Raw genomic sequence first — 21,597 nt, forward strand, 5'->3', positions numbered from 1 at the left:
CTCTTCGACTAAGTAGCAATTGTGTGCGCAATTCCCTGCTGAGTGCCCTTGCTAATTTTCACTTAACTGGTTGGCTACGAGCACACACCAACCGAGGACGCACATTGCTAGATCCACGAACCCAAATCGCCGCGCTACTTCTGAGCGGCAGCTTCAATCCCACCGTCCATCGCCCTCGCGAAGAGCGCTTGGGAGACATTCAAGCCGCTCTGGAGCTCGCGGAGCGCGTCCTGGGCAGCTCTTCAGGAAAAAGTCCGATCCAACCCATCGATGCTCAGTTGACCGACGACGGGAACACACCAACGACGGAGGAACCATGACTGATCCACAAACCCGAATCGCCGCGCTGGTTTTAAGCGGCACCATCGAACGAGCGGCTCAGCGTACACAGCAGGAGCGCTCAGAAGATGTTCGAGTGGCCTTGGAGGTCGCCGCCGAGGTTTTGCGCCAGCGCGCAGGCGGAAACCCAGTCGACCTCATTCATGACAGGCCTCACCTTCAGCCACGGCCCGCTCCTACAACCAAGGAACGCGTCGAGGTAAAAGAGGATCTGGCTCCGTTGGACCAACTGCTCGCTGATCGGCGGGGAATCAGGCCCTCGGCCAAGCCGCCAACGACCAAACGGCCAACGCTTCATTGAACTTCCCAAGCCCCCCGCCACAGCGGGGGCTCTTCATTGCTGTCAGTGAAGCCTTGGCCGAGGCGTGGCCTGCGGCATGGATACAGTCAGCTTTGCGGGGTCTCCCGTTTCGTGAAGCGGATCCCCCAACTGATCCAGGGCTACCCTGCTGCCGGCTTCCAACTCTGCCACGGCGGCTGACAGCTGATTCGCACAGGCCTCTTCCTGACCGTCCTCGATCTTTGTACGAGCTTTTCTCAGGGCATCCAAACGCTGCTCGATTGCGGCCAAGCGACGTCCGCGACGCCGGGCCCAAGCCACCAGTGCAGCGCCTGTCGGCCGGGGCTGCTGTTCGATGAAGTCCTCCAACGACCGCTCCGCGCGCGTCAGAAGCGATGCAGCCCGTCGTTCAGCCTCTACCCGCCGCACCCACTCTGTAGCTCGTCGTCTCACCGCGGCCAAGCCTCTCAGCGCTCGCTGGACATCCTTGCGCACCCTTGTTCCCACGCTCCCGTTGCCAATGGCCGAGTCCAAGCGACGTAGAAGCACGAGTGTGGAGCGAAGCGCCCCCTCAAGGCCCGCAGCCACCACGTCACGCCAAAGTCCCCATGCCCTTTCCATCAGTGACTGCAGCGAGGGTTCAGGTGCATTGGGAAGAGTGCGGATGGCCAAAACTCCTCGCCGACTGAATCCCTTTACGTCCTCGATGTAGCTTGTACCCGATTTCGGCCCCAGCGCAATACGGTTCGATGGCGGCGTTGCATGTCCGTGAGCTGGGTCCGTATCCGTGGCTGCTTTCTCAAACCGTATTGCTGCCTGATGCGCGGATCTCTGATTGTCCGCAACGATGTTGCCCAAGACTTTTCCGACATCGGTCTCCACGCCTCGTCGTTCCAACGCTGAGGCCTGCTGGCCTAGGTGGAAGGTTGGGCGCCGTCCCAGAATTGCTGCTGCGACGATGTCTCCCCGGTCAAGCGCGTCCTCCGCCTGCGCTTCCAAGCTTCGATGGTCTACCGACACTTCGATCTCGGCCGCGGCCAGGTGCTGGTTTGTCAGCTGGGCCACCATCGCTCGGAGCCACTCCACTTCGCTGCGCCCAGAGGGTCCACCGTCGAGCTCGCGCGTTTTGTCCGCAAGCCCTTCGGCGTCCAAGCGGCGCGTCGTGGCGAGGATGTGTACGTGCCAATTAAGTCCGTCGTTACTGCCCGGCGAGTGGATGCTGGCTTGAACTGCAAAGCCGTAGCGATCAACCAATGCGCGGGCTATGTCCGCCGTCAGGGCCGAGCGCTGCGGCCCGTTGAGCTCGTGCGGAAGTGCGATCTCAAACTCGCGGGCCACGGTTGCGTCCTTTCGCCTCTCGGCCGCCTCGGCCGCTTGCCATAGCTTTGCGGCGTCGAGCGACCAGTCTGGCGCCTTCAAAGGCACCACCCAGCGGCTCTCGACCACTCCGCCTCTGCGAGAGTAGTCGTGCCGCGCTCCCGTGCGCTCATCTACGAGCGATAAGCCCGCGCGGTAGGCGGCGGCGGCAACGGCCGAATGGCCTTTGGCACGGGAGAAGGTTTTGACACGGGTGTGGTATATCGCCATGCAGAGAGCTCCAGTTCTTTGAGCTCTTTATGCCTTTGAATTTGCCGTTGGCAAGTCGCAAAGCGGCTTGGGGTTCAAGGGGCGAAGCACTTTGCGCACGCATCACTTGTGATGCCTAAGTGCGCTTTTCGCTCTTTGCATTTGCATCTTTCTTTTCTGATTTTCTGAATTGCATCAAGTGCGAAAGCGATGCGCCATAAATAGGTTGACGGATGAGAAATCATTGCTTCACTGAGGGAGACTTCACTAGGAGAAGATCATGTCATCCACCAATCACTACCGCGATCAGATCCAACGGGCCACCCATCGGCTGGCCCAGCTTCAAGCCAGGGAGCTTCTGGCGCATCAGCGGCAGGATGCCCGGGAGAAGGCCATCAAGCGCCGCGACGACGCCAAGCGCAGACGACAAGTGGCCGAACTCGTTTTCCTGGCCGGGGCCCAGAACCTGCCAGACAACGAGATCGTCGCAGCCCTGCAGCGGCACATGCTTGCGGTGAACGAAACACGGCTCTCACCACCCCACTGATCATCCCAGCTCACTCGTACGGCCATCAACGTCAAGGCTTGGGGCAGGCACGCCAGTGCCCTGGACGCCAATACTGAATGGGCGAATCCTGGCCATCCCAGAGCCTCGCCCCGTCCTGGCTATGCGCGTCTCACGTGGGGTTGGCGAGCTACAATGCCCCAAAAGGAAGCGCCAAAGGCAGGGGGCCACATGGCGAGAAGGAAGCAAACCGCAGGCGGCTGGATCGTCGCAATCCTGGTCGTCATAGCATTGGTGCCAAAGGAAGTCTGGATCGGTTTGGGGATCGTCCTTGCGGTGGCCGCCGCCGTTTGGCTCTGGGCCAAGTGGCAGGCGATGCGCCCGAAAAAGACACCCTCTCCCGCCAAGCCGGTCCCCGCTCCAGAGCCGACCTTGGCGGAGTTGATCAAGGCATCCGCTCTTCCATCTGGGCAGGCGGCACAGAGACAGCCCCGCGCAGAAGCTGCCCAACCGGCGAGACCCGCGAATATTGAATCGGGCACGTCCTCGGGATCGGTCGGCGCTGCGGTGCCAGAAGATGCGCGCCCGCTCGGCTCTGAGGGGCGCTCGGCGCTGCCTGCGGCGCAGGCCCCGAGCAAAGCGCCCCCGGAGACTCTTTCGCCGCCCCGTCCTGGCAATTTGGAAGAGGCCAAAGCCGCGGTGAGCATGCGCCTTGCCATCGAGTCCGCCGCACGGGTGCTGACGGCCGTGGGCTCCGCAAACCCTTCTACCCCCTACCCCTACCAACCTGACGAGGAACGCATTGAGCGCGCGCGCCCGGGCAACCTCGCTGCGGCGAAACTTGCCGTGACCCAGCGCTTGGCCGCGACTTCGCAAGATGAGCTGGTCGAGCCGCTGATCCAGTTCGCCACAAACGCGGACACAGCCTCGGGAGAAACCTTGACGGGCACCATAGATGGGCGAGCGCACTCGGACTCAAGAGCCGCGGAGCAGACTAACCCTCCCCACACGAACGGAACCCGCGACGCAGGTGCAATGACGCCGCCGCCCCCGCTTCCATCGCGGGCTTCGCCTCCCTCCCTGCCCGATGAGCTCCGGCGGGTGGCCATCGACGCCGGAACGCCGGCAAAGCAATTCACGGTACCCCGCCCCCCCGAGGGCTGGGACAAGACCCGCTGGCTCGGCGCCCAGGACGAGATCGAGATCGCGGGCATTGTTATCCGGGGCGGCCTGTTCTACACAGGTCCGCGGCTGACCACCCCTGGCACGCGTGAGAACGAGCCCAGCTTGGTCAATGGCGTTCTTGCCGTTGGGCGATACGGGGATTACCGGTCCACGACGCGCTACTGGGGAGGCTACGCAGATTTTGAACCCGCTGAACGCCACGCCTATCTGAAGTGGCTCGCTTCGGACCGTACCGATCCCGGCTGCGCAATCCAGTATGTTCGATTGTTCCTGTTTGGATTGGAGCGTCGCATCTTGCTGGATTCGGGGAACGATCCGGATTCCAAGCAAGACTGGCCCGCTATCAAGGCGATGCTCCGCCGTTTGTCGTCTGCTTATGCCGCCGTGCTTCCGAATGTCCACGGTCATGTCAACAGCCTGCTCGACTGGATGGCTCTGACCGAAGCAGGCGAACAGCTTTACAACGCGCCGCTTCCCGCGTTCGAACGAACTTACGAACTGCCTTTCTACATCCGCTTGGCCCTGGGGCAATGCTCCTTGGATCGAGTCCCCGTGCCCGCCGCGCTGGCCACGGCCTGGGTGCGGCTCAATCCAGAGATTCCGCTGCGAACCGCCGCAACGCGTTGTGCGGAAGAGTTCGATCGCCTTTTCGCTCTGCGGTATCAAGAGACGTTCGGCCCTGGAATGGTGCTGCCAAAAAACCGCACCAAGCTGAAGTTCACACGCCGCCCCTTTAACCCGGCCTTGGACCGGACTGATGCCGGCACCAAGACTTTCGGTGACATTCCCGATGTCACCGCATTGCGAGCGCCCCTAAAGGCGCTGCAGGAACTTGTTTCTCAGTGCACGGAGGACCTCGGAGCCTTCAGCCGGCTCGTGGGCAAGAACCCCGAGGCCCGCCAATCCATTGAGGGCACCTTGCTGCTTCCGTCAGAGATCTGGCCGCTGGCCACGCGGACCGCATTGGCCGAAGTCGCTTCGGATGTTCAAACCGCCAATTTGTCGATCAAGCTGACCGACCTATTGGAAAGGCTTGGGGCAGTCGGAACCACCCTGGGCAAGGACAAAATTCGGGAACTCGCACGAGCACTAGAGCAGTCCAAGGTCGGCATGGAACCCAATGTGCTCGAAGGCGCGCGGGTGCCTGGCGAGAACGACCCTATCGTTCTCTTCCCCCTGCTTCCCGACCAAACCCATCGAACCGACGCTCAGGCCTATCAAACGGCCCAGTTGACCCTGCAACTCGCCTCGACGGTCGCTCAGTCTGATGGCACGTTCAGCACCCACGAACTTGAGCACCTTTCACGCGAAATCGAAAGCTGGACGCATCTGAGCGAGGGTGACCGACGGCGTCTGCGCGCGCACCTTGATCTCTTGGCGATGGCACCGCTTTCCTTGCCTACGCTGCGCAAGAAGCTGGATCCGCTCAGCGGGGACATAAAGGACGCCATCGCCGGGTCCATGGCCACGCTCGCCCAAGTCGACGGGATGGTCTCCCCAGAGGAGGTCCGGTTCTTGGAGCGCGTCTACAAAGCGTTGGGCGTGGATCCCGCTCGTGTGTTCAGCGACGTCCATGCCCCACGCCCGCCCAAAGCCCCCAGCGCATTGCCCAAGGCTGCGTCTGGCGCATTCCAACTCGATCCCGACCGGATCGCTGCTCTTCAGCGGGACACAGCCCAAGTCTCCGCATTGCTCGCCAACATTTTCACCGACGAGGAAGCGACTCCCCCTGATCTTGCGCCGGCGGAAGCGGTGAGTGCCGAGGTGGAGAGTGCTGGTCAGTTGCTCGGGCTTGATCAGGCACACAGCGCATTGCTGAGGCTAATGCTGTCGCGCCCCGTCTGGACCCGTGCAGAACTGGAAGATGGCGCGGCAGACATGGAGCTGATGCTCGACGGCGCGCTTGAACAAATCAACGATGCGTCGTTCGACGCTTACGACATTCCATTTTCCGACGGCGACGACCCGTTGGAGATCAACCCCGAATTCATTGAGAAGATCGAGCAATGAGCAGCCCAATCCGTTCCAGGGACCGCGACGCGGTGATCCAGTCGCTGCGCGCCGGCGTCGTTCCACGCGCCGGTCAGCATTTGATCCAGGTCGGGCGCGCCCGTGAAGTGCAAACCCTGGTCAGTGACATCGATCGGCTCGCCGATGGCGGCTCGTCCTTCCGCCTGGTGGTGGGTGAGTACGGCGCAGGCAAGACCTTTTTCTTGAACCTCGTTCGCGCCATTGCAATGGAGCGGAAGCTCGTCGTGGCCAGCGCGGATCTGAATCCCGACAGGCGGTTGCATGCTTCAGGGGGGCAGGCCCGGTCGCTCTACGCGGAGCTCATGCGGAACTTGGCCACTCGGACCAAGCCCGACGGAGGCGCCCTGCCCGGGGTGGTAGAGAAGTTCATTTCGACCGCAGTGGCCGAATCCAAGTCGCAAGGCGTATCCACCGAGCAGGTCATTCGCGCGAAGCTCGAGCAGCTGAGCGAACTGGTGAACGGCTATGACTTTGCCGACGTGATCGCCGCTTATTGGAGAGGTTTCGAACAAGGCAACGAGCAGCTCAAGTCCGATGCCATTCGTTGGTTGCGTGGCGAATTTGCCACCCGGACGGACGCGCGTGCAGCGCTGGGCGTCCGAACCATCGTGGACGACGCATCGGTCTACGACCAGCTCAAGCTCATGGGCCGCTTTGTTCGGCTGGCGGGCTATAGCGGCCTGCTGGTGTGCCTGGACGAACTGGTCAACCTCTACAAGTTGGCCAACGCCCAGGCTCGGAATGCAAACTACGAACAGCTCCTGCGCATGCTCAACGACTCCCTGCAGGGCACTGCGGTTGGCCTTGGTTTTGTTCTGGGCGGCACCCCGGATTTCCTGATGGATACCCGCCGCGGCGTCTACAGCTATGAAGCTCTTCAGAGCCGCCTGGCCCAGAATACCTTTGCCACCAACGGGTTGGTGGATTTCAGCGGCCCTGTCGTTCGACTGTCGAGCCTGACAGCCGAAGACTTCTACGTCCTGCTCACCAAGATTCGCCATGTCTACGCTGCCGGCGACGCGGGCAAGTATCTCTTGCCCGATGAAGCCATTCACCAGTTCATGACCCATTGCGCCAATCGAATCGGCGATAACTTCTTCCGCACCCCGCGCACAACGATCACCGCCTTTATCAACCTCTTGGCCGTCTTGGAGCAGAACCCGGGCGTGGACTGGCAGGACCTGATCGGATCGGTCGAGGTGGCAGCTGACCACGGGGGCGACGGCGAATTGGTCGTGCAAGAGGACGACGAGCTGGCGTCGTTCAGGCTCTAACGATGACTGCCTCCAGCGCCTTCCAATCGCTGCACCCTCGAATCCAGCGCTACCTCTGGACCGAACAATGGGAGGCGCTGCGTGAGGTCCAGGAATTGGCGATTCCTCTCGTCCTGAGCGCCGACCGGGACGTGATCATCGCCGCCAGCACCGCCTCGGGAAAAACCGAGGCCGCTTTTCTTCCTGCGCTCACGCACCTTCTGAACACCGACGAGGAGGGCCTGATTGTCTACATCAGCCCTCTAAAGGCGCTCATCAACGACCAGTTTGAACGGCTGCAGCGGCTTTGCGAGGACCTTGAAGTCCCCGTGTGGCCTTGGCACGGGGACGTATCGGGCTCCACCAAGCAGCGGTTCTTTAAGCACCCCCGTGGCGTGCTCCTGATCACGCCGGAGTCCTTGGAGGCGATGCTCTGCAACCGCGGAACCTCCGTAGGCGCCGCGTTCTCCAAGCTCCTCTACGTTGTCGTGGACGAACTCCATGCGTTCATTGGAAGCGAGCGCGGGAAGCAGCTCCAATCGTTGATGCACCGGATCGACGTGCTGTTACGGCGGCAGACTCCCCGCCTGGGCCTGTCGGCAACCTTGGGTGACTTTTCGAGCGCTGGGGCTTTCCTACGCCCGGGTGTTGGGGCTGCCCCCGCGCTGGTCAACGCCTCATCAACCGGAAATGATCTCCAACTGATCATCAAGGGCTACGAACAACCCGCACCTGACGCCGGGTCCGACGAGAATCCGGCGGCTCCCGCTGCACTGGCCGAGCACCTCTACCGGGTCCTTTCAGGGACGAACAACCTGATCTTCCCCAATAGCCGAAGGGAGGTTGAACGCTACACCCACCTCCTCAACCTGCTGAGCGAACGGGACGGCCGGCCGAGAGAGTTCTGGCCACACCATGGGAGTCTGTCCAAAGAGATACGCACGGACACGGAAGCGGCTCTGAAGCAAAGGGGTCGTCCAGCAAGCGCAATTTGCACGAACACCCTGGAACTAGGCATCGATATCGGAGCGGTGAAAAGCATCGCGCAAATTGGCCCACCACCTTCCGTGGCCAGCCTTCGCCAGCGCCTTGGTCGCTCCGGACGCCGCCCTGGAGAGCCAGCGGTGTTGCGAGGCTACGTTATCGAGGATGCAATCGATGCTGAGTCGACGTTGAAAACAAGGCTTCGACTGGACACAGTTCAGTCCACTGCTTGCGTACTGCTACTGCTGGAGAGGTGGTTTGAACCGCCTTCGGTCAACGGGCTACACCTATCGACGCTGGTTCAGCAGTTGCTCTCCTCCATTGCCCAGTACGGCGGACTCAAGGCAGCCCAAGCCTATCAGCTGCTCTGCGCAGATCAGGGACCGTTCCACGGGCTGTCCCAAGACGCGTTCGCAGAGTTGCTTCGCCACCTTGGCCAAGAACAGGTCCTGATTCAAGACGGCTCCGGCTTGCTGCTCCACGGCCCGGTCGGCGACAAGTTGGTCAACCACTACACCTTCTACGCCGCTTTCAGCGTCGACGAAGAGTTCCGGATCGTGGCCGCCGGCAAGGCACTGGGCACGCTCCCCGTATCCCAACTGGTGACCGTCGGCCAACGAATTCTATTTGGCGGTCGCACTTGGCTAGTAGAGCAGATCGACGAAGCCCAAAAGACGATCTACGTGACCGCTGCGAAGGGCGGGACCCCGCCTCTTTTCAATGGAACGGGCGGTCAGGTCCACACGCAGGTTCGCCAGAAGATGCGCGGGCTGTATCAGCAAGAGATCAAACCAGACTTCCTGGACCCAACTGCCGCTCGCTTCCTGCAGGAGGCGCAGAACGCCTACCGTCAATTGGGGCTCGACGGGAAGATTCTTCTCGACCAGGGCAGCGACGCCTTGCTGCTGACGTGGCTGGGAGACTCCGCAAATGAAGCCATCGCCTGCCTTTTGAACGCTCAGGGATTCACTTCTCAGGCAGGTAGGCTGGGCGTGGAAATTTCCATGGGAGCAAGGAGTCTCGATGATGTGATCAAGGTGCTCGGGCGGGTTGCAAAGATGCCATTGCCATCGCCAGAGGCGCTTCTTCACTCTGCGAACAACCTGGTCACGCAGAAGTGGGACGGCCTCCTCCCTCCACGCCTTTTGAGACGCTCCTACGCGTCAATGAAGCTAGACTTGGAAGGGGCTACCGATTGGCTCGCGCGCGCGTTCGGGTAGTCCACCACGTTGTGACCAGTCCAGGGCTGATGCCATCTCAGAATGAGGCTATAGCCTCGTTGTCTCATTCAAATTAACCGGATTACTGAAGATGGCCGGCATCGGCTATCGCGCCTTGCTTCGTATATTATTTATTGAACCCCACCCACCGATATAGAGTTTCCATTAAAAGGACGAGCAAAATGACGGAAGAAGGCCAAAATAGATCTTCGAGTAACAAGACCTCCGCGAAGAAGCAGACTAAGAAGCCAACCGAAGCAACCGGCAGCGGGTCCCCGGCCAATGCAGCTCAGACACGGAAAGCCTGGGCAAAGAAAGTTCTGGAGAAAGCTATAATCGACGTTGTCGGAGGCCTTCTGGCGACGGGCGCAGTCGCTGGAGGCGGATGGCTCATTGACCACATCAGCAAAGTCATCAATGGCGGCGGCCTCTTCTGGGGCGAGGCGACCACGCCGAAGTCCGCCATTAAGGCAGCAGCGACGCAAGACCGATTGATCTATCTGCAACAGCTATACCTTGATATAGCAGTGTTGCTCGCTACTCATCAAAAGCAGCTCAGCAAGCATGCGTCACGGCTGCCTGAGCTGGAACAGCAACTCAGCGCCAACCTAGACATCAGCGTCAAGGTTCGCGCCCCCAGCGAATCCGAGAGGCTTAACCATAAAGTTCTTGCTGCGCTCATTTTCGACAGGTGGGTTGAAGGACTCAAGCCTATGGCGCCATCTGGTCTGCGCAGGATGTAAGTAGTCGTTTACGCAGGCTGCTCAACCCCGTCGGCAAGACCTCTTTTCCGCCAATGGGGTTGAGCGTTAGCTGAGCGCGCAGTATGCCGCTCTTCACTTTCCAACAGAATGCCCCACACTCCAGGGCACGCCGCCCTGGTGTCTGGAACTCCAGGATCGTCTTGGCTATCCAATACGCCGAGCATTCCAACTAGAAACCAGCAGTCTTTTGTCAGGACTTCGGCGATTTCATCCTCACCATAACACTCGGCTGTGCACTCTCAGGGCAGGTGAAGACATCGCCCCTCCGCTTGCCGCCACACGACAAGAGTGCCAATTGCTTCCGCGCATATCCAAACCGATTACTTCAACAACAGGCAACAGCTACGAAGGCCGGCGCCATAGTGGTGTCGGCCAGTGTCGCACTTCTGCTCTTTTGATCCCTGCCGCCGACAACCAATCCGCTTTAAGTCACTTGCCGGGCTTATGCTTGTGAGGCTTCAAGCCAGGGGTATTCCCGGGGGTATCCTTGTTATCCCGCCGACGCTTATCCGGCTGCCCGGTGGAGGGAGCTATCGGCTTCGGGCCAGGCTTAATCGACATAACTTGACTCCTTCATTGAGAGGGAACGGCCATACAAAGCTGCAACATCGCGCCACGACTGTCAATATACCCTAACGATATAAACTAATTCGTTCGACATTGCCGTTGCCCGCCCTCCCTCCATTCTGCCCAGGGAGGCTTGACAGTATCAGCACTGTTTCGCAAATGAGATGAGGTGCCGGAGCGCTCCCGCCCGATCCTGCCATGTGTCTACGTTCCACGATGGATGGTAGACCCACGTCATCAGGGCGGACCCTCCCGTGTAGTCCAGCGACCAGACTTCCCGAGATTCAATGTAGCGTCGCTTGCCAGCCCCTCGATTCACCTGCTGGGCGATGAAGGGCTCCAAGCCCGGTCGCGGTTCACCATGACTAAAGAACCGCCAAGCTGTGCGACCGAGCACCAGCACCACATCCGGCCGAAGCACCGGCAGAATGTCTCGAACCAATACGTCCCCGCCGTCGCGCAGCGCCTGATTTCGCGGCCGGTGATTTGCTTGGGAACCTGCGAACGCCTGCGATAGGTTCAGGAATGCCACGCGTCTCCAAGCCGCGGCGGCGTCTTGGAGTTGGTAGTCCTGCCGCCCGGTGAGGATCAGATCGAGCGCCTTGAAGAAGGGTCCGTCACGGCCGTTCCGGACCGGCAAGGCCATCTCTCGGAAATGGTCTTGAGTGAAAGGACGGGTCACTTCTAGCGAATCGCTCGTCCCCTCCCTCCGATAGTGCGACTCGCCAAGCAAGAGCACCCGCCGCCCCTCCGTCCCGCCCCAGTAGAGGTCACCCCAATACGGGGTGAAACGAACTTCATTGGGCCATTGATGGCCCTCCAGATCCGTTTCAGGTGGGATGGCAGACTTCCGCACAGCTTGATTTCCCTTGGTCATACTCACTCCTCCAACAATGCACTCCGAATAGACCCGAACAGGACAACACTGTCAGCTGAAACGACTCAGTGGCCGCCCCGTGCCATCCTTTGCCCGCGCTTCGCTGGCTTCTTACCTGGCGGCAGTTTCTTCACCTTAACTTTGTCTTGATCGACAGAGATCTTGGCAAGCATGACCTCTCCAAAGCCACGCTCGAGGATGCGCGCGCATACAGACTTGAGCACAACCTTGGCGAAAAATGGCAGATGTAGTCCTGGCGCTTCAGACTGGCTTATCACACCGAACACCACCTTGTAATCCTTGACATCACGCGGGACGTCAACGGGAAGATCAAGCGCATGAGCCGGATCGATCTTCTCGTTGGCGAGTTGCACGAAGCTCTTGTCTGACTTAAGCAGCTCGGCTGACACCAATCCCTGATTGAACAGGTGACCGAGCACGCTGGAACTGCCGTAGTGCTTTATGTGCAAGAGAGTCTTAGCCCCATAGACATCGCAGAACTCAACTTTGTCGTGCACACCGCCCACGTTGAGAAGCTTGCGATCCATCAAACACCACGCCCCATTGCTCTCGTCCACAAGGGCCTGGTTGTAAGCCGCCTCATCGTCGTGGTTGTAGATCGGTAGCTCTAAAGGGAACTTGGCGATGTTCGCATAGAATTCTTCGATGCTTGCGGCAAAATCATCATGGACCTCAAACCAGTTCCCTGCGGAGAGCACGTAAGATTTCCCACCATCCTCCAGCTCAAAGTGGATGCAGCGGTAGACTTGCCAGTCCTCTACGGTCCACTGCTCCTCATCCACTGCGAATGCCTGCCGGGATCGCAAGAACTCAATGTTCGGCTCTGCATCCGGATATGCTTGTACGAGGCCAGGCAGGTGGAGATCCGAAGACATGCCTTCGTTCTTCTTGCGGGTGAACTTGAAGCCTGCGATGCGGGCCCAGTCCACCACATCCGGAATAGCAAGCCAACAACCCTCTACCCGCCCACCTTGCTTCCAGGCGATCTTTAGCTTCTCCACCATCAGGGCATCTAGCTCGACTGCACGTTGACCCTTGGGCCTTAGCTGGCGAACCTGATCAACCCAAGGAAACTTCTCCTTGTAATCGGTGGAAGAGTAGGCCCGAAGATAGCGGCGCAGCTGCCTTCTCAGCTCCGGTATATCCGCTTTGCTGGTGAAGTTGAGGGCATCCGATCCGGACAACCGGCGCCCCATCTCAGGCGCATCGGGATAGCCAACGATGCCCCGAATAAGGTCGCGCTCGATATCGATGCCGAATTCCAAGGCAGCAGATGCCTGACTGGTTTGCACACGGCTGTTCTGGTCATCCACGAAGGCGCGCTTATCCACACTACGTAGAGCATCCTGCCGCACGGAGTTCAGTGTTACGAGCAGCCCAAACCGCTCCTCAAAAGCCTCGGGCTTTAGTAGATGCCTTCCTTGGCCAAACGTAACGGCGAAAAGGCGCTTGTCCACAGGAACGATGAGGACGGCTGCGGAGGACTGGACATTTCCAAGCTTTTTCTTATCCACAAAGGGCGTAAACAAGGGAGACCACTTCGGCTCCCGTGGTGCCGTCGGCTTCACGAACAGTGTCCCGTAATGCGACGCACCATCGACTACGGGAATGCCAGCAACTTGGACGGCGATCGCGTCGTAGTCCGTCTTGATGTCCTCACGCAGCAAGTAGACCGAGTAATTGTTCATACCCCTCCCTTGGACAAACAATTCAACTGTGGTGCTACCACCCCGGCCGGGCGTCCTATGCCACTGATTCCTCAGAGCTGCCCATTCGCCTGCCGGAACGCCTAAGACGCATTGCACACAAATCTTCTTACCTGAGGTCCTTGAAAGCAATCTAGACCCGATTGCCGAGCCTAGTTCACTCCACTCCCGCCCGACCGGGCTTTCCCGGGTTGCAGCGGCGCGCCTTGCGAATCAATCACGATCACCTCGCCCAGCCCCATGGCACGCACGGGTGCCTCGACACGGGACAAGTCACCCACCACGACCCAAGTCAACTTGCTGGCGTCCAGCGCGGCGGCAGCGGCCCGGACCTCGTTGAGATCGAGTTGTCGGAGGGCGCTGCTGCGCTGTGTGGTCCAATCCTCTGGCCGGTCGAACCGCACGATGTCTGCGATCTCCGACGCGACGGCCTCCCGCGTCTCGAAACCACCCGCCAGACGCCGCACCTGGCTGTCCCGGAAGCGTGCAACCTCGTCCTGCCTGGCAGGCGCCGGTCCGGACGCGTACTCCGCAATCTCGCGGTGAATCTCCGCCATGGCCTCCGCCACGCGGTCGGACTGCACCGGCGCCACCACTCGCCAGGGTCGCGCTATCGGGGCATTGGCAGCACTGGAGATCACGCCGTAGGACCAGCCCTTGGCCTCTCGCAGATTCATGTTGAGGCGCGCGCTTGGCGATCCTCCCAGGACGGAATTGGCGACCTCGAAGGCCAACGTCCGGGGGTCTGAACTCGGCGCGACCAGTTGCCCGGCCACCAGGGTAGCCTGCAGGGCGCCAGGGCTGTCGACCAGATACACCCGTGGCCTCGCCTGCGCGGGCAGGCGGTCGTCGATGCGCACCTCAGGGATCCCACCCGACCCGCGCCAGTCGCCCAGATGCCTCTCAAGGACCGGGATCAGTTCGTGGAGCGTCGTATCCCCGACCACGACAAGCGTGCCCCGCTCCGGCCGGATCCAGGCACGGTGGAACTCCACCAGGTCATCGCGGCGCAAAGCCTCAACGGAGGCCACTGTGCCCGGTGCATTGAAGGCCTGGGCGTACGGATGATCGAGCCCGTACAGCAGCGCAGGAAACAGGCTCGTGGCCAAGCGCTGTGGGTTAGCCGCCTCCTCCCGAAGCGCCCCCACCTTGGCGGCACGCATGCGATCCATCGCTGCCGGCTCAAAGCGCGGTCGGCGCAGCATGTCCGCGTACAGCGCAACCGAATCGTCAAGCGTGTCTCTGAGACCGACCAGGGTCACCGCGCCGCTGCCCACGTCGACACTTGAACCCAGCTCCGCCCCCAGCGATTCAGCGCGCGCCGCGAACGTCAAGGCATCGTAATCCCCTGCCCCCTCCGCCAGCATGCTGAACGCCATGTCTGCCAGACCCGCAGTTGCCGCGGGATCCACCGGGAATTGATACGACATGCGAACAAGCGGGACGTCCTCCCGTCGAGCCAGGATCACGTGGGTGCCGTTCGACAGCGCCGCCCGCTCGATCGCAGGGAATCTCAACTCCGGATAGCTTTCAGGAAACGGTGGCCCTGCGCTGCGATCCACGCCCGGTGCCGCAGCGCGATGGGTTTTGCCTGGGCTTTGCGCGTGGGACACCGCGTCAGCCGGCTCGGCCTCCTCAGCGAACGCAGCGCGGGCGCCCGGAATGACCGTCAGGATGTGATCCCCCTGCCCCAGCCAGCGGCGAGCGACGCGGACCAGCTGGTCGGGCGTGGCCGATGCCACCACGTCGGCGGACCTCCGGTAACAGCCTGCATCGCCTTCAAATGCCTCACAGGCGGCGAGCACTTCTGCCTTGCCGTCCATCCCACCGTTACGCTCGATGCTCTTCACGAACTCGGCCCGCATCGCGGCCCGCGCACGTTGCACCTCATCGAGGGTGGGACCATCCTTCAGCAGACGCTGAAGCTCCACCTCGATGGCGGTTTCCACGGCCGACGGGTCGACACCATCGCGCACGTTGGCGACGATCATGAGTCGAGATCCGAGCTGCCCCCCTGCCTCTGCCGTCACGTCAGTGGCAAGTTGATCGGAGTGCACCAGGCGCTTGCCCAGCCGGGAGGCATTGCCTCCTCCCAGGATGTAAGCCAACACCCGCAGCTGATCAAAGTCCGGCGTCCCACGAGCTGCGATGTTCCATGTCCGGTGAACACGCGCTTGAGGGACCTGATCGGACAAGGTTTCCCGGGTGGTGGAAGCCCGGTTGGCGACGTCCACGGAAGACCTGGCTACGTCGGGCGCAGATGGGATGTGCCCGAAGTAGGACTCAACCTTCTTCCTGGCCTCTTCAACGCCAACATCGCCTGACAGCACCAGCACCGCGTTGTTTGGGCCGTACCAGGTCCGGAACCAATCCTGGACGTCGGCAAGCGTGGCCGCCTGCAGATCGCGTGCGGATCCGAAGGTCGAATGATGGTACGGGTGCCCCGGCGGGTAGCTTGACCGGGAGAGCTGCTCCCATACGAGTCCGTAAGGCACGCCACGCCGCTGCAGCTTCTCGTTCTCGACAATGCCCCGTTCGGTATCCAGCGCCTTCTGATCGATGGCACCCAGCAGATGACCCATGCGATCGGACTCCATCCAGAGCGCCAGGTCCAGCGCCGTGGATGGAACCACCTGCATGTAGTTGGTGCGCTCCGGCGTAACCGTGGCATTGACGTCGGTGGCGCCGACGCGTTGCAGCGGCCCGTAGTAGGCGTCGCGGTAATGCTCGGTGCCGCGGAACATCAAATGCTCGAAGAGGTGCGCAAAACCGGTGCGGCCGGCAGGCTCATCTCCGGAGCCCACCTGATACCACAGGTGGACCGCCACGATGGGCGCCTTCCGGTCGGTGTGCACAATGACACGCAGCCCATTGGGCAGCGTGAAGCGCTCGAAGGGGATGTCCACCGCTTGCGGAGCTGCAGCCGAGGCGTGCGACGCCGCTTCCGGGTTGCTCGCCCCCACGGGCAGGCTGAAAGCGCCAAGTGCGAGCGCCGTCCCAAGCCACCTCTTCGCGCGACCCACGAAAGCCCCCATGCATCTCCCTCGCTACGTAGTTGCCGACCCGCACGCCCTGCAACACCGCGACGGGGCACCGGAACTGCTCGGGGCTCTCAACTCCCCATGCCGGAGAACCGGCCTCACCCCAGCCTGTTCCCGTGCAGCGCCGCAGCTGCTGATCCGATCTTAACGCCCAAACTGCTCGCAATGCCTGGAGACCATCGCTTGATACTCCGCCATGGGCGCCAGGCCCATTCGAGCGCGACGCTCGTCAAGCGTCCCAGGGGCTTCAACCGCGCGCGGTTCCCAACGCCCCGGGTCTGCACAACGCCCCTGCGTTCCATAGCGCTGGAGAATTGTGCATGCTATTGAATCTCAGACCCAATTTGACGCGGCATTCTGCCTCGAGGTCATTAAGGGGGTCGCTGCTTCTGTCAGGGAACACTGGAAGGATGGATTCGCACCGAATGGTGGGCAAGCAGGAATCAGACCAATCCGTACATGCCGGGACTGGAACTACGGCGATCCGTACGAGACAAATGCCAGCCTTAAGATCACTCCAGCAATAGACCCTCAAACTGACTGATACTTTCTACTTACTGGCACGGCGAAAATCAAGAACATCCACATACGCACAATCTTCATCCACATCATATGAGATGCGGCACAGAGTCCTCGAACCAGTAATTTGTCGAAAAACATTTCCCCCAACCGTCACAAGCGTCCCACGCAGGGGGTTGTCCGATAGCGTGCGAGCATCCTCGACGAAATCATCGATGTAAGCGTCAGCTGCGGACCAATCAAATTTTTGGGAATGCTCAAACTCCCATGCATCCAGCTGCCCCTGGGCACTCGCAGTAATCCTGACCTGATAAATTTTCACACCCACTCCATAGGCGAAATCATGAATCATTCAGTTAAAGCCAGAAGGATTTAGGCCACCTAATAGAGGGGCTTCGGGGGGGCACCAATCTGCCTTCCCAGCTCTCGCTTCTTCTTCCTCGCAGCCCGGAGCTCTTCATACTCTTCCAATAGGATCACAGGCTCCGTTCCATCACGTAGTCGTTCCCGCACTTCAGCAACCCGCGCCAGCCAATCCTGATCACTTTCTTTCATATCACGCCCTCCAAAAATGAGTTCCTTGTTCAAGCACGCATTGCGACTCTAGGCTATCAGACCACAAACACGGGTCAACTTGCCCATTAGTTCTATCTGGCCGCTATCGGAACCGATAAGAGATCATGCGGGCGATGGAACTGGCAGCATTGTCAGGTATGCCACTCGCGCATCGTGGAGCCAACATCCAATGGTGCCGCCCAGGATCGTGTATGCATCACAGATAGACGTAACTGAACGCTCTGACCCGCCCCGTGGCTACCAAGGGCTCCATGGCTTCCGCAACAGAGCGCTGGAACGCCGGGTCCTTGTCGGCATGCTGGGCAAGCAACCAAGCCGCGTCCGCCCCGTCCTGGCCCACCTGCGCCACGGTCGGCCAGCCATGGGCCGCAACGATCGCCTTCAGCCGAGCGGTGTGCACCGCATCGACGGCACTGAGCACCCTCTCCTCGCCCTCGGTGGTCAGCGGGAGGTCCCGCACCGCCTGATCGGCATTCTTCATCCGCAGGAGCTCACCGCGCAGCTCGGGGTCAGTGGGCGTCCCACCGCTGACTCCCAGCGGCGCGAAGAGGATCGCGATCACTAACAATGGACCGAGTCGTTGCGCCACAGCTCCACCTCCCAAGTGATCTCTCAGCCATCAACTGGCCGCACCGTTTAGCAGCCGTACAGAACTAAACTAGCATCTCAGAGGGAGTTGTTAGCTTGTAGAAATTAAACAGTACCGTAATGACTGCGATTCGACATAATTTTTATCCAGTCAAGTCTTTGATTTTAATACATTAAATTCATCCAGTTCCTGCGTAATTTTCTTTTCCTGAAGAAGCAGTAATGGGCGCTCACAATAGATGCCTACGGTCGGTACGCGAACGACCCATTTCCATTGACGATTGCTGAAGCTGGTTTATCTGTACCTCCATCGAAACGATGGAAGCCCGCAATGCCGTTGACTCCCCCACCAAGCCCCCTCCAAATCTACCTGGACGACCCCAACGGCTCGCTGGAGATGTCCGACATCCGCATCGGCAGGTTTCGGATCGGAAAGCTGGTCGTCACCAGCCGAGAGGCCGCGATCCAGGCCCAAGAGATTCTCAATGCCGCCTATGAGCGCACCCGCCGCGCACGCTCAACGAAGAACGGCACCCGGTATCCCGAGCCGCTGCCGGCGGGCACACCCGGGCGCTCGCTCTCCGTAGAAATTGACGACTACATCCGCAATCGCGGCGACTACAGCTGCCTGGCCAGAGAGACCGTCGAGGCGACCTCTCGCACCCTACGGCTGCTTCTAATGACCTGCGGGGACATACCAGTCACCCGCATCGACCACGCTCACATCTACAAGCTGTGGGACCTCATTCGCTGGGCCCCAGACCGTCTGCTGTCCGACCCCGAGTACCGAAGGTTTACCTACGACCAGGCGGTCGCGCGTGGAAAGCAACTCAACGTTGCTCCGCCCGCCCCCGCCACGCTCGAGAAACACCGGCGCTTCCTATCGACCTTCTTCAAAAAGCTAGAGAAATCCAAGGCCATTGGTGCCTCGCCGATGGTCGCCTTCGACGAAATCAAGAAAGACTTGGTCGTGGATCCGAACAAGCCCGAGCGCCTTTTTGACGATGCAGAACTCAAGCGCATCTTCGACCTGGAGACATATGTCCCATGGGCTAGCAAGTACCCCCACCGCTGGTGGCTTCCAATCCTTGGCCTGTGCACAGGGGCGCGCATCAACGAAATCGCTCAGCTGAAACTAGCGGACGTAGTGCAAGAGGCTGGCGTCTGGTGCATACGGATCCAGAAGACCGTCGATCCCGACTTGGCGCACAAGACCCGCAACCGAAGCCGTCAGCGCCTGAAAGGAAAGTCTGCCATTCGAACCCTCCCCATCCCTCCCCAAGTGCTTGATGCGGGCTTTCTGGACTTCGTGGAGGATATCCGCGCGTGTGGCCATCCTCGATTGTTCCCCCACCTGACCGCCGGCGTGAACCGCAAAACGGGTGAGTCGAACCAGCGCTACAGCCAAGCGGCGCTCAACCAGTTCAGCACCTACCTGAAGAGCTTGGGTTTCGGGAAGGGGATTGGGCTGCACGCCTTTCGGCACACCATCGCCACGGAGCTCCATCACAAGGGAATTCCCGACGAGGACATTGCCTTGCTGACGGGCCACAGCATCAGCAAGAGAGTGCCGGTGCTGCATGAGGCCTACTTCCATAAGAAGCCGGAACTCGCCCGAAGGAAGCAAATCGACCTTCTGAGCCGCTACGCGCCGCCGGTGGAGCTGCCGCCCTACCAGAGGGGGCAGTTCGCGAAACAGCTGAGCGACCCGGGAAAGTTCTACCCGTAAGCTATTGCCAATGGCCAAGCCGCTGCGGAATGACGCGGTGCCGTTGCCATAGGCTGTCGTCATTCGCATCGAGGCGGATTTCGAACTACGCTATCCCTTCTGCACCTCGGATAGAACAGATGACAATCGATGTCAGCCACCTCTCGGCAAAAGAACTCAAGACGCTGATCGCTCAAGCAGAGAAACAGCAAACCAGAGTACTGACTCGCCCCAAGGCTGCCGCCATGCGAGCCAAGATCAACAAGTATGTTAAAGACCACGGTTACACGATTGAGGAGCTCTATGGGGCGCTTTCAAGTCCATCCACGGAAAAGGCCGGCAAGCGAGTAGTCCGGAATCCGAAGAAGACGGCCGGCAGCAAGGTCGCCCCTAAGTACCGCAATCCGGCCAACCCTGGTGAGACTTGGTCCGGCCGTGGGCGCCAACCGAAGTGGCTCGCTGCTTTGGTTCAGAACGGGAAGTCGCCGAGCGACTTCTTGATCAAATGAGTCCGCACGTCATGATTCCACGTGACTTCACGCTGTAACGCTTACCAACCACCATCTTGTGGCCCTCGCCAGAAATCGAAATTCCGTGGATTCGCGTCATTGCGAATCCACCTCTAGCACAGCAGCTTCAAAGTCTTCGCTGGACCTTCTTCACTCAGGCTAACCCACCGCCTGGCCGAGCGACATTGGCGCAACATGCTGAGCATCATGCATTGCTTAGGCCAACGACCGGCCCACTCGGTCAGAGGCGAACTCATATCTACAAGAGTCTCTACTAGCCATGCGACTGTTCGGCCGTCATTTGAAGCGGTATCCCACACCTCTAACCGTCACCAGCACTCCGGTGATGCCATGATGCTTGAGCTTCCTCCTGATATTGTGGACATGCGTGTCGACAACCCGACTGGACGAATCATCGGCAGCGACGCCTTGGAGCAGCTCTCCACGCGTGAATGCTCTGGAAGGGGACCGCAGTAGCGCATAAACGATGTTGAACTCGGTCAGGGTCAAGTCGACGACAGCCGGCGGTCCAGACGCCTCTGATTCAACCAGTGCCCTCATCGCCACTCCATCTGCAATCAGCCTTCCCTGCCGGAGGATGCTATCCATTCCCCATCCAAGCGAAACGCGACGCAACACCACATGAACACGAGCGACGAGTTCCCGCGGACTGTATGGCTTGACGATGTAATCATCTGCGCCGCAATGCAGCGCACCGAGCCTATCCCGCTCATCGTCGATCGCAGAAATCATGATCACAGGTGTGCTCGCCCTTCCGCGGATCATAGCGAGCACATCGGTACCAGCCATCCTGGAAGACATCGTCTCTAGAAGCACTATGTGAGGGTGCCAATGGGCGAACAACTCCAAGGCATGCTCTCCGTCATCAGCAACCGCTACGAGGAACCCCTCCTTTCGAAGTTGAGCCTCAAGTATGCCGGCGCTTTCAATGTCACCCTCAACCAACAGCACTCTTCTCACGCTGTAAGGAGACGACACCGAGTACACAGAGTTCGAAAGAGTCATTGATCAACTATTGATGTTTGTCCAGGAGCCGTCGAGGCGGCGAGCCCTTCTTATCACCACGCCGGGGCGTCGCCAACTGGCCGATGACGACGGTCAGCCTGCGCCGCATGTCCGCACATGCAGGGAGTGCTCCAGACGTCGCATGGAGAATTTTCCCCCACCTTTGCGGGTTGCTCGAAGCAGCGCCATCCACTTATGGATGAAGCCGCAAATTGCCCTGCCGTCAGACCGAAAAGAGCAGTACTTGCAGGCACCACCGCGCCCTCGTGAGGATCCGCGGACAGATGCCAGCGAGAGAAGGATTTGAGCCGGCTCATCGACATCAGACGAAG

Annotated in this window: 15 protein-coding genes; 7 read left to right on the forward strand and 8 right to left on the reverse strand. The window is 60.2% G+C overall.

What is annotated here, in order from left to right; translation table 11 throughout:
* Nucleotides 1-400 precede the first annotated feature (400 nt).
* Nucleotides 401-637, reverse strand: coding sequence for a hypothetical protein (locus G370_RS1000000121155; RefSeq protein ID WP_080112496.1), 237 nt, complete (start codon nucleotides 635-637; stop codon nucleotides 401-403).
* Nucleotides 638-682: 45 nt separating this feature from the next.
* Nucleotides 683-2,206, reverse strand: a complete 1,524-nt coding sequence (mobQ, locus tag G370_RS0102660) for a MobQ family relaxase (protein WP_019659218.1) — start codon at nucleotides 2,204-2,206, stop codon at nucleotides 683-685.
* A 259-nt stretch (nucleotides 2,207-2,465) separates the two neighbouring features.
* Here mobQ and G370_RS0102665 point away from each other — a divergent pair, with 259 nt between their 5' ends.
* From G370_RS0102665 to G370_RS0102685, 5 genes are all read left to right on the forward strand, one after another.
* Complete coding sequence (locus tag G370_RS0102665; RefSeq protein ID WP_019659219.1) at nucleotides 2,466-2,732, forward strand: hypothetical protein; 267 nt, start codon at nucleotides 2,466-2,468, stop codon at nucleotides 2,730-2,732.
* A gap of 189 nt (nucleotides 2,733-2,921) precedes the next feature.
* A complete protein-coding gene (locus G370_RS0102670) occupies nucleotides 2,922-5,885 on the forward strand; it encodes a tellurite resistance TerB family protein (RefSeq protein ID WP_019659220.1) in 2,964 nt (987 codons plus the stop codon).
* Nucleotides 5,882-7,180, forward strand: a complete 1,299-nt coding sequence (locus G370_RS0102675; RefSeq protein ID WP_019659221.1) for an ATP-binding protein — start codon at nucleotides 5,882-5,884, stop codon at nucleotides 7,178-7,180. Before G370_RS0102670 ends, G370_RS0102675 begins: the two co-directional genes overlap by 4 nt.
* 2 nt (nucleotides 7,181-7,182) lie before the next feature.
* Nucleotides 7,183-9,363 carry a DEAD/DEAH box helicase gene (locus G370_RS0102680; protein ID WP_019659222.1) on the forward strand — a complete coding sequence of 727 codons (2,181 nt, stop codon included), beginning with the start codon at nucleotides 7,183-7,185 and terminating at the stop codon, nucleotides 9,361-9,363.
* A 182-nt stretch (nucleotides 9,364-9,545) separates the two neighbouring features.
* Nucleotides 9,546-10,106, forward strand: a complete 561-nt coding sequence (locus G370_RS0102685; protein WP_019659223.1) for a hypothetical protein — start codon at nucleotides 9,546-9,548, stop codon at nucleotides 10,104-10,106.
* A 730-nt stretch (nucleotides 10,107-10,836) separates the two neighbouring features.
* Here G370_RS0102685 and G370_RS0102690 read toward each other — a convergent pair.
* The 5 genes from G370_RS0102690 to G370_RS1000000121025 form a co-directional block, all read right to left on the reverse strand.
* Nucleotides 10,837-11,571 (reverse strand): uracil-DNA glycosylase family protein, encoded by a 735-nt coding sequence (locus G370_RS0102690; protein ID WP_019659224.1) that lies wholly within the window; start codon nucleotides 11,569-11,571, stop codon nucleotides 10,837-10,839.
* Between the two features lie 65 nt (nucleotides 11,572-11,636).
* Nucleotides 11,637-13,280 carry a DUF6119 family protein gene (locus tag G370_RS0102695; RefSeq protein WP_019659225.1) on the reverse strand — a complete coding sequence of 548 codons (1,644 nt, stop codon included), beginning with the start codon at nucleotides 13,278-13,280 and terminating at the stop codon, nucleotides 11,637-11,639.
* Between the two features lie 170 nt (nucleotides 13,281-13,450).
* Entirely contained in the window at nucleotides 13,451-16,333 is a 2,883-nt protein-coding gene (locus tag G370_RS0102700; RefSeq protein ID WP_019659226.1) for a M16 family metallopeptidase, read from the reverse strand.
* A 556-nt stretch (nucleotides 16,334-16,889) separates the two neighbouring features.
* Nucleotides 16,890-17,210 (reverse strand): type II toxin-antitoxin system RelE/ParE family toxin, encoded by a 321-nt coding sequence (locus G370_RS1000000121535; protein WP_143568718.1) that lies wholly within the window; start codon nucleotides 17,208-17,210, stop codon nucleotides 16,890-16,892.
* 420 nt (nucleotides 17,211-17,630) lie between these two features.
* On the reverse strand, nucleotides 17,631-17,996 hold the full coding sequence (locus tag G370_RS1000000121025) for a DUF6624 domain-containing protein (RefSeq protein ID WP_019659227.1): 366 nt from the start codon (nucleotides 17,994-17,996) through the stop codon (nucleotides 17,631-17,633).
* Between the two features lie 357 nt (nucleotides 17,997-18,353).
* On the opposite strand from G370_RS1000000121025, the gene G370_RS0102710 reads away from it, so the two are divergent.
* On the forward strand, nucleotides 18,354-19,751 hold the full coding sequence (locus G370_RS0102710) for a site-specific integrase (RefSeq protein WP_019659228.1): 1,398 nt from the start codon (nucleotides 18,354-18,356) through the stop codon (nucleotides 19,749-19,751).
* Nucleotides 19,752-19,870: 119 nt separating this feature from the next.
* Nucleotides 19,871-20,239, forward strand: a complete 369-nt coding sequence (locus G370_RS0102715; RefSeq protein WP_019659229.1) for an H-NS histone family protein — start codon at nucleotides 19,871-19,873, stop codon at nucleotides 20,237-20,239.
* A 297-nt stretch (nucleotides 20,240-20,536) separates the two neighbouring features.
* Here the strand turns inward: G370_RS0102715 and G370_RS0102720 are convergent, their stop codons facing one another.
* Entirely contained in the window at nucleotides 20,537-21,265 is a 729-nt protein-coding gene (locus tag G370_RS0102720; RefSeq protein ID WP_019659230.1) for a response regulator transcription factor, read from the reverse strand.
* Nucleotides 21,266-21,597 lie beyond the last annotated feature (332 nt).

It is taken from the genome of Stenotrophomonas hibiscicola ATCC 19867 (genome assembly GCF_000382065.1).
GTDB lineage: Bacteria > Pseudomonadota > Gammaproteobacteria > Xanthomonadales > Xanthomonadaceae > Stenotrophomonas > Stenotrophomonas hibiscicola.

What these genes read in the sequence shown, in the direction of transcription:
- mobQ (WP_019659218.1), bottom strand. Translation starts at nt 2,206, where the DNA reads ATGGCGATATACCACACCCGTGTCAAAACCTTCTCCCGTGCCAAAGGC.
- G370_RS0102710 (WP_019659228.1), top strand. Translation starts at nt 18,354, where the DNA reads ATGCCGTTGACTCCCCCACCAAGCCCCCTCCAAATCTACCTGGACGAC.
- G370_RS0102680 (WP_019659222.1), top strand. Translation starts at nt 7,183, where the DNA reads ATGACTGCCTCCAGCGCCTTCCAATCGCTGCACCCTCGAATCCAGCGC.
- G370_RS1000000121155 (WP_080112496.1), bottom strand. Translation starts at nt 637, where the DNA reads ATGAAGCGTTGGCCGTTTGGTCGTTGGCGGCTTGGCCGAGGGCCTGAT.
- G370_RS0102700 (WP_019659226.1), bottom strand. Translation starts at nt 16,333, where the DNA reads ATGGGGGCTTTCGTGGGTCGCGCGAAGAGGTGGCTTGGGACGGCGCTC.
- G370_RS0102690 (WP_019659224.1), bottom strand. Translation starts at nt 11,571, where the DNA reads ATGACCAAGGGAAATCAAGCTGTGCGGAAGTCTGCCATCCCACCTGAA.
- G370_RS0102715 (WP_019659229.1), top strand. Translation starts at nt 19,871, where the DNA reads ATGACAATCGATGTCAGCCACCTCTCGGCAAAAGAACTCAAGACGCTG.
- G370_RS0102675 (WP_019659221.1), top strand. Translation starts at nt 5,882, where the DNA reads ATGAGCAGCCCAATCCGTTCCAGGGACCGCGACGCGGTGATCCAGTCG.
- G370_RS0102670 (WP_019659220.1), top strand. Translation starts at nt 2,922, where the DNA reads ATGGCGAGAAGGAAGCAAACCGCAGGCGGCTGGATCGTCGCAATCCTG.
- G370_RS0102665 (WP_019659219.1), top strand. Translation starts at nt 2,466, where the DNA reads ATGTCATCCACCAATCACTACCGCGATCAGATCCAACGGGCCACCCAT.
- G370_RS1000000121535 (WP_143568718.1), bottom strand. Translation starts at nt 17,210, where the DNA reads ATGATTCATGATTTCGCCTATGGAGTGGGTGTGAAAATTTATCAGGTC.
- G370_RS0102685 (WP_019659223.1), top strand. Translation starts at nt 9,546, where the DNA reads ATGACGGAAGAAGGCCAAAATAGATCTTCGAGTAACAAGACCTCCGCG.
- G370_RS0102720 (WP_019659230.1), bottom strand. Translation starts at nt 21,265, where the DNA reads ATGACTCTTTCGAACTCTGTGTACTCGGTGTCGTCTCCTTACAGCGTG.
- G370_RS0102695 (WP_019659225.1), bottom strand. Translation starts at nt 13,280, where the DNA reads ATGAACAATTACTCGGTCTACTTGCTGCGTGAGGACATCAAGACGGAC.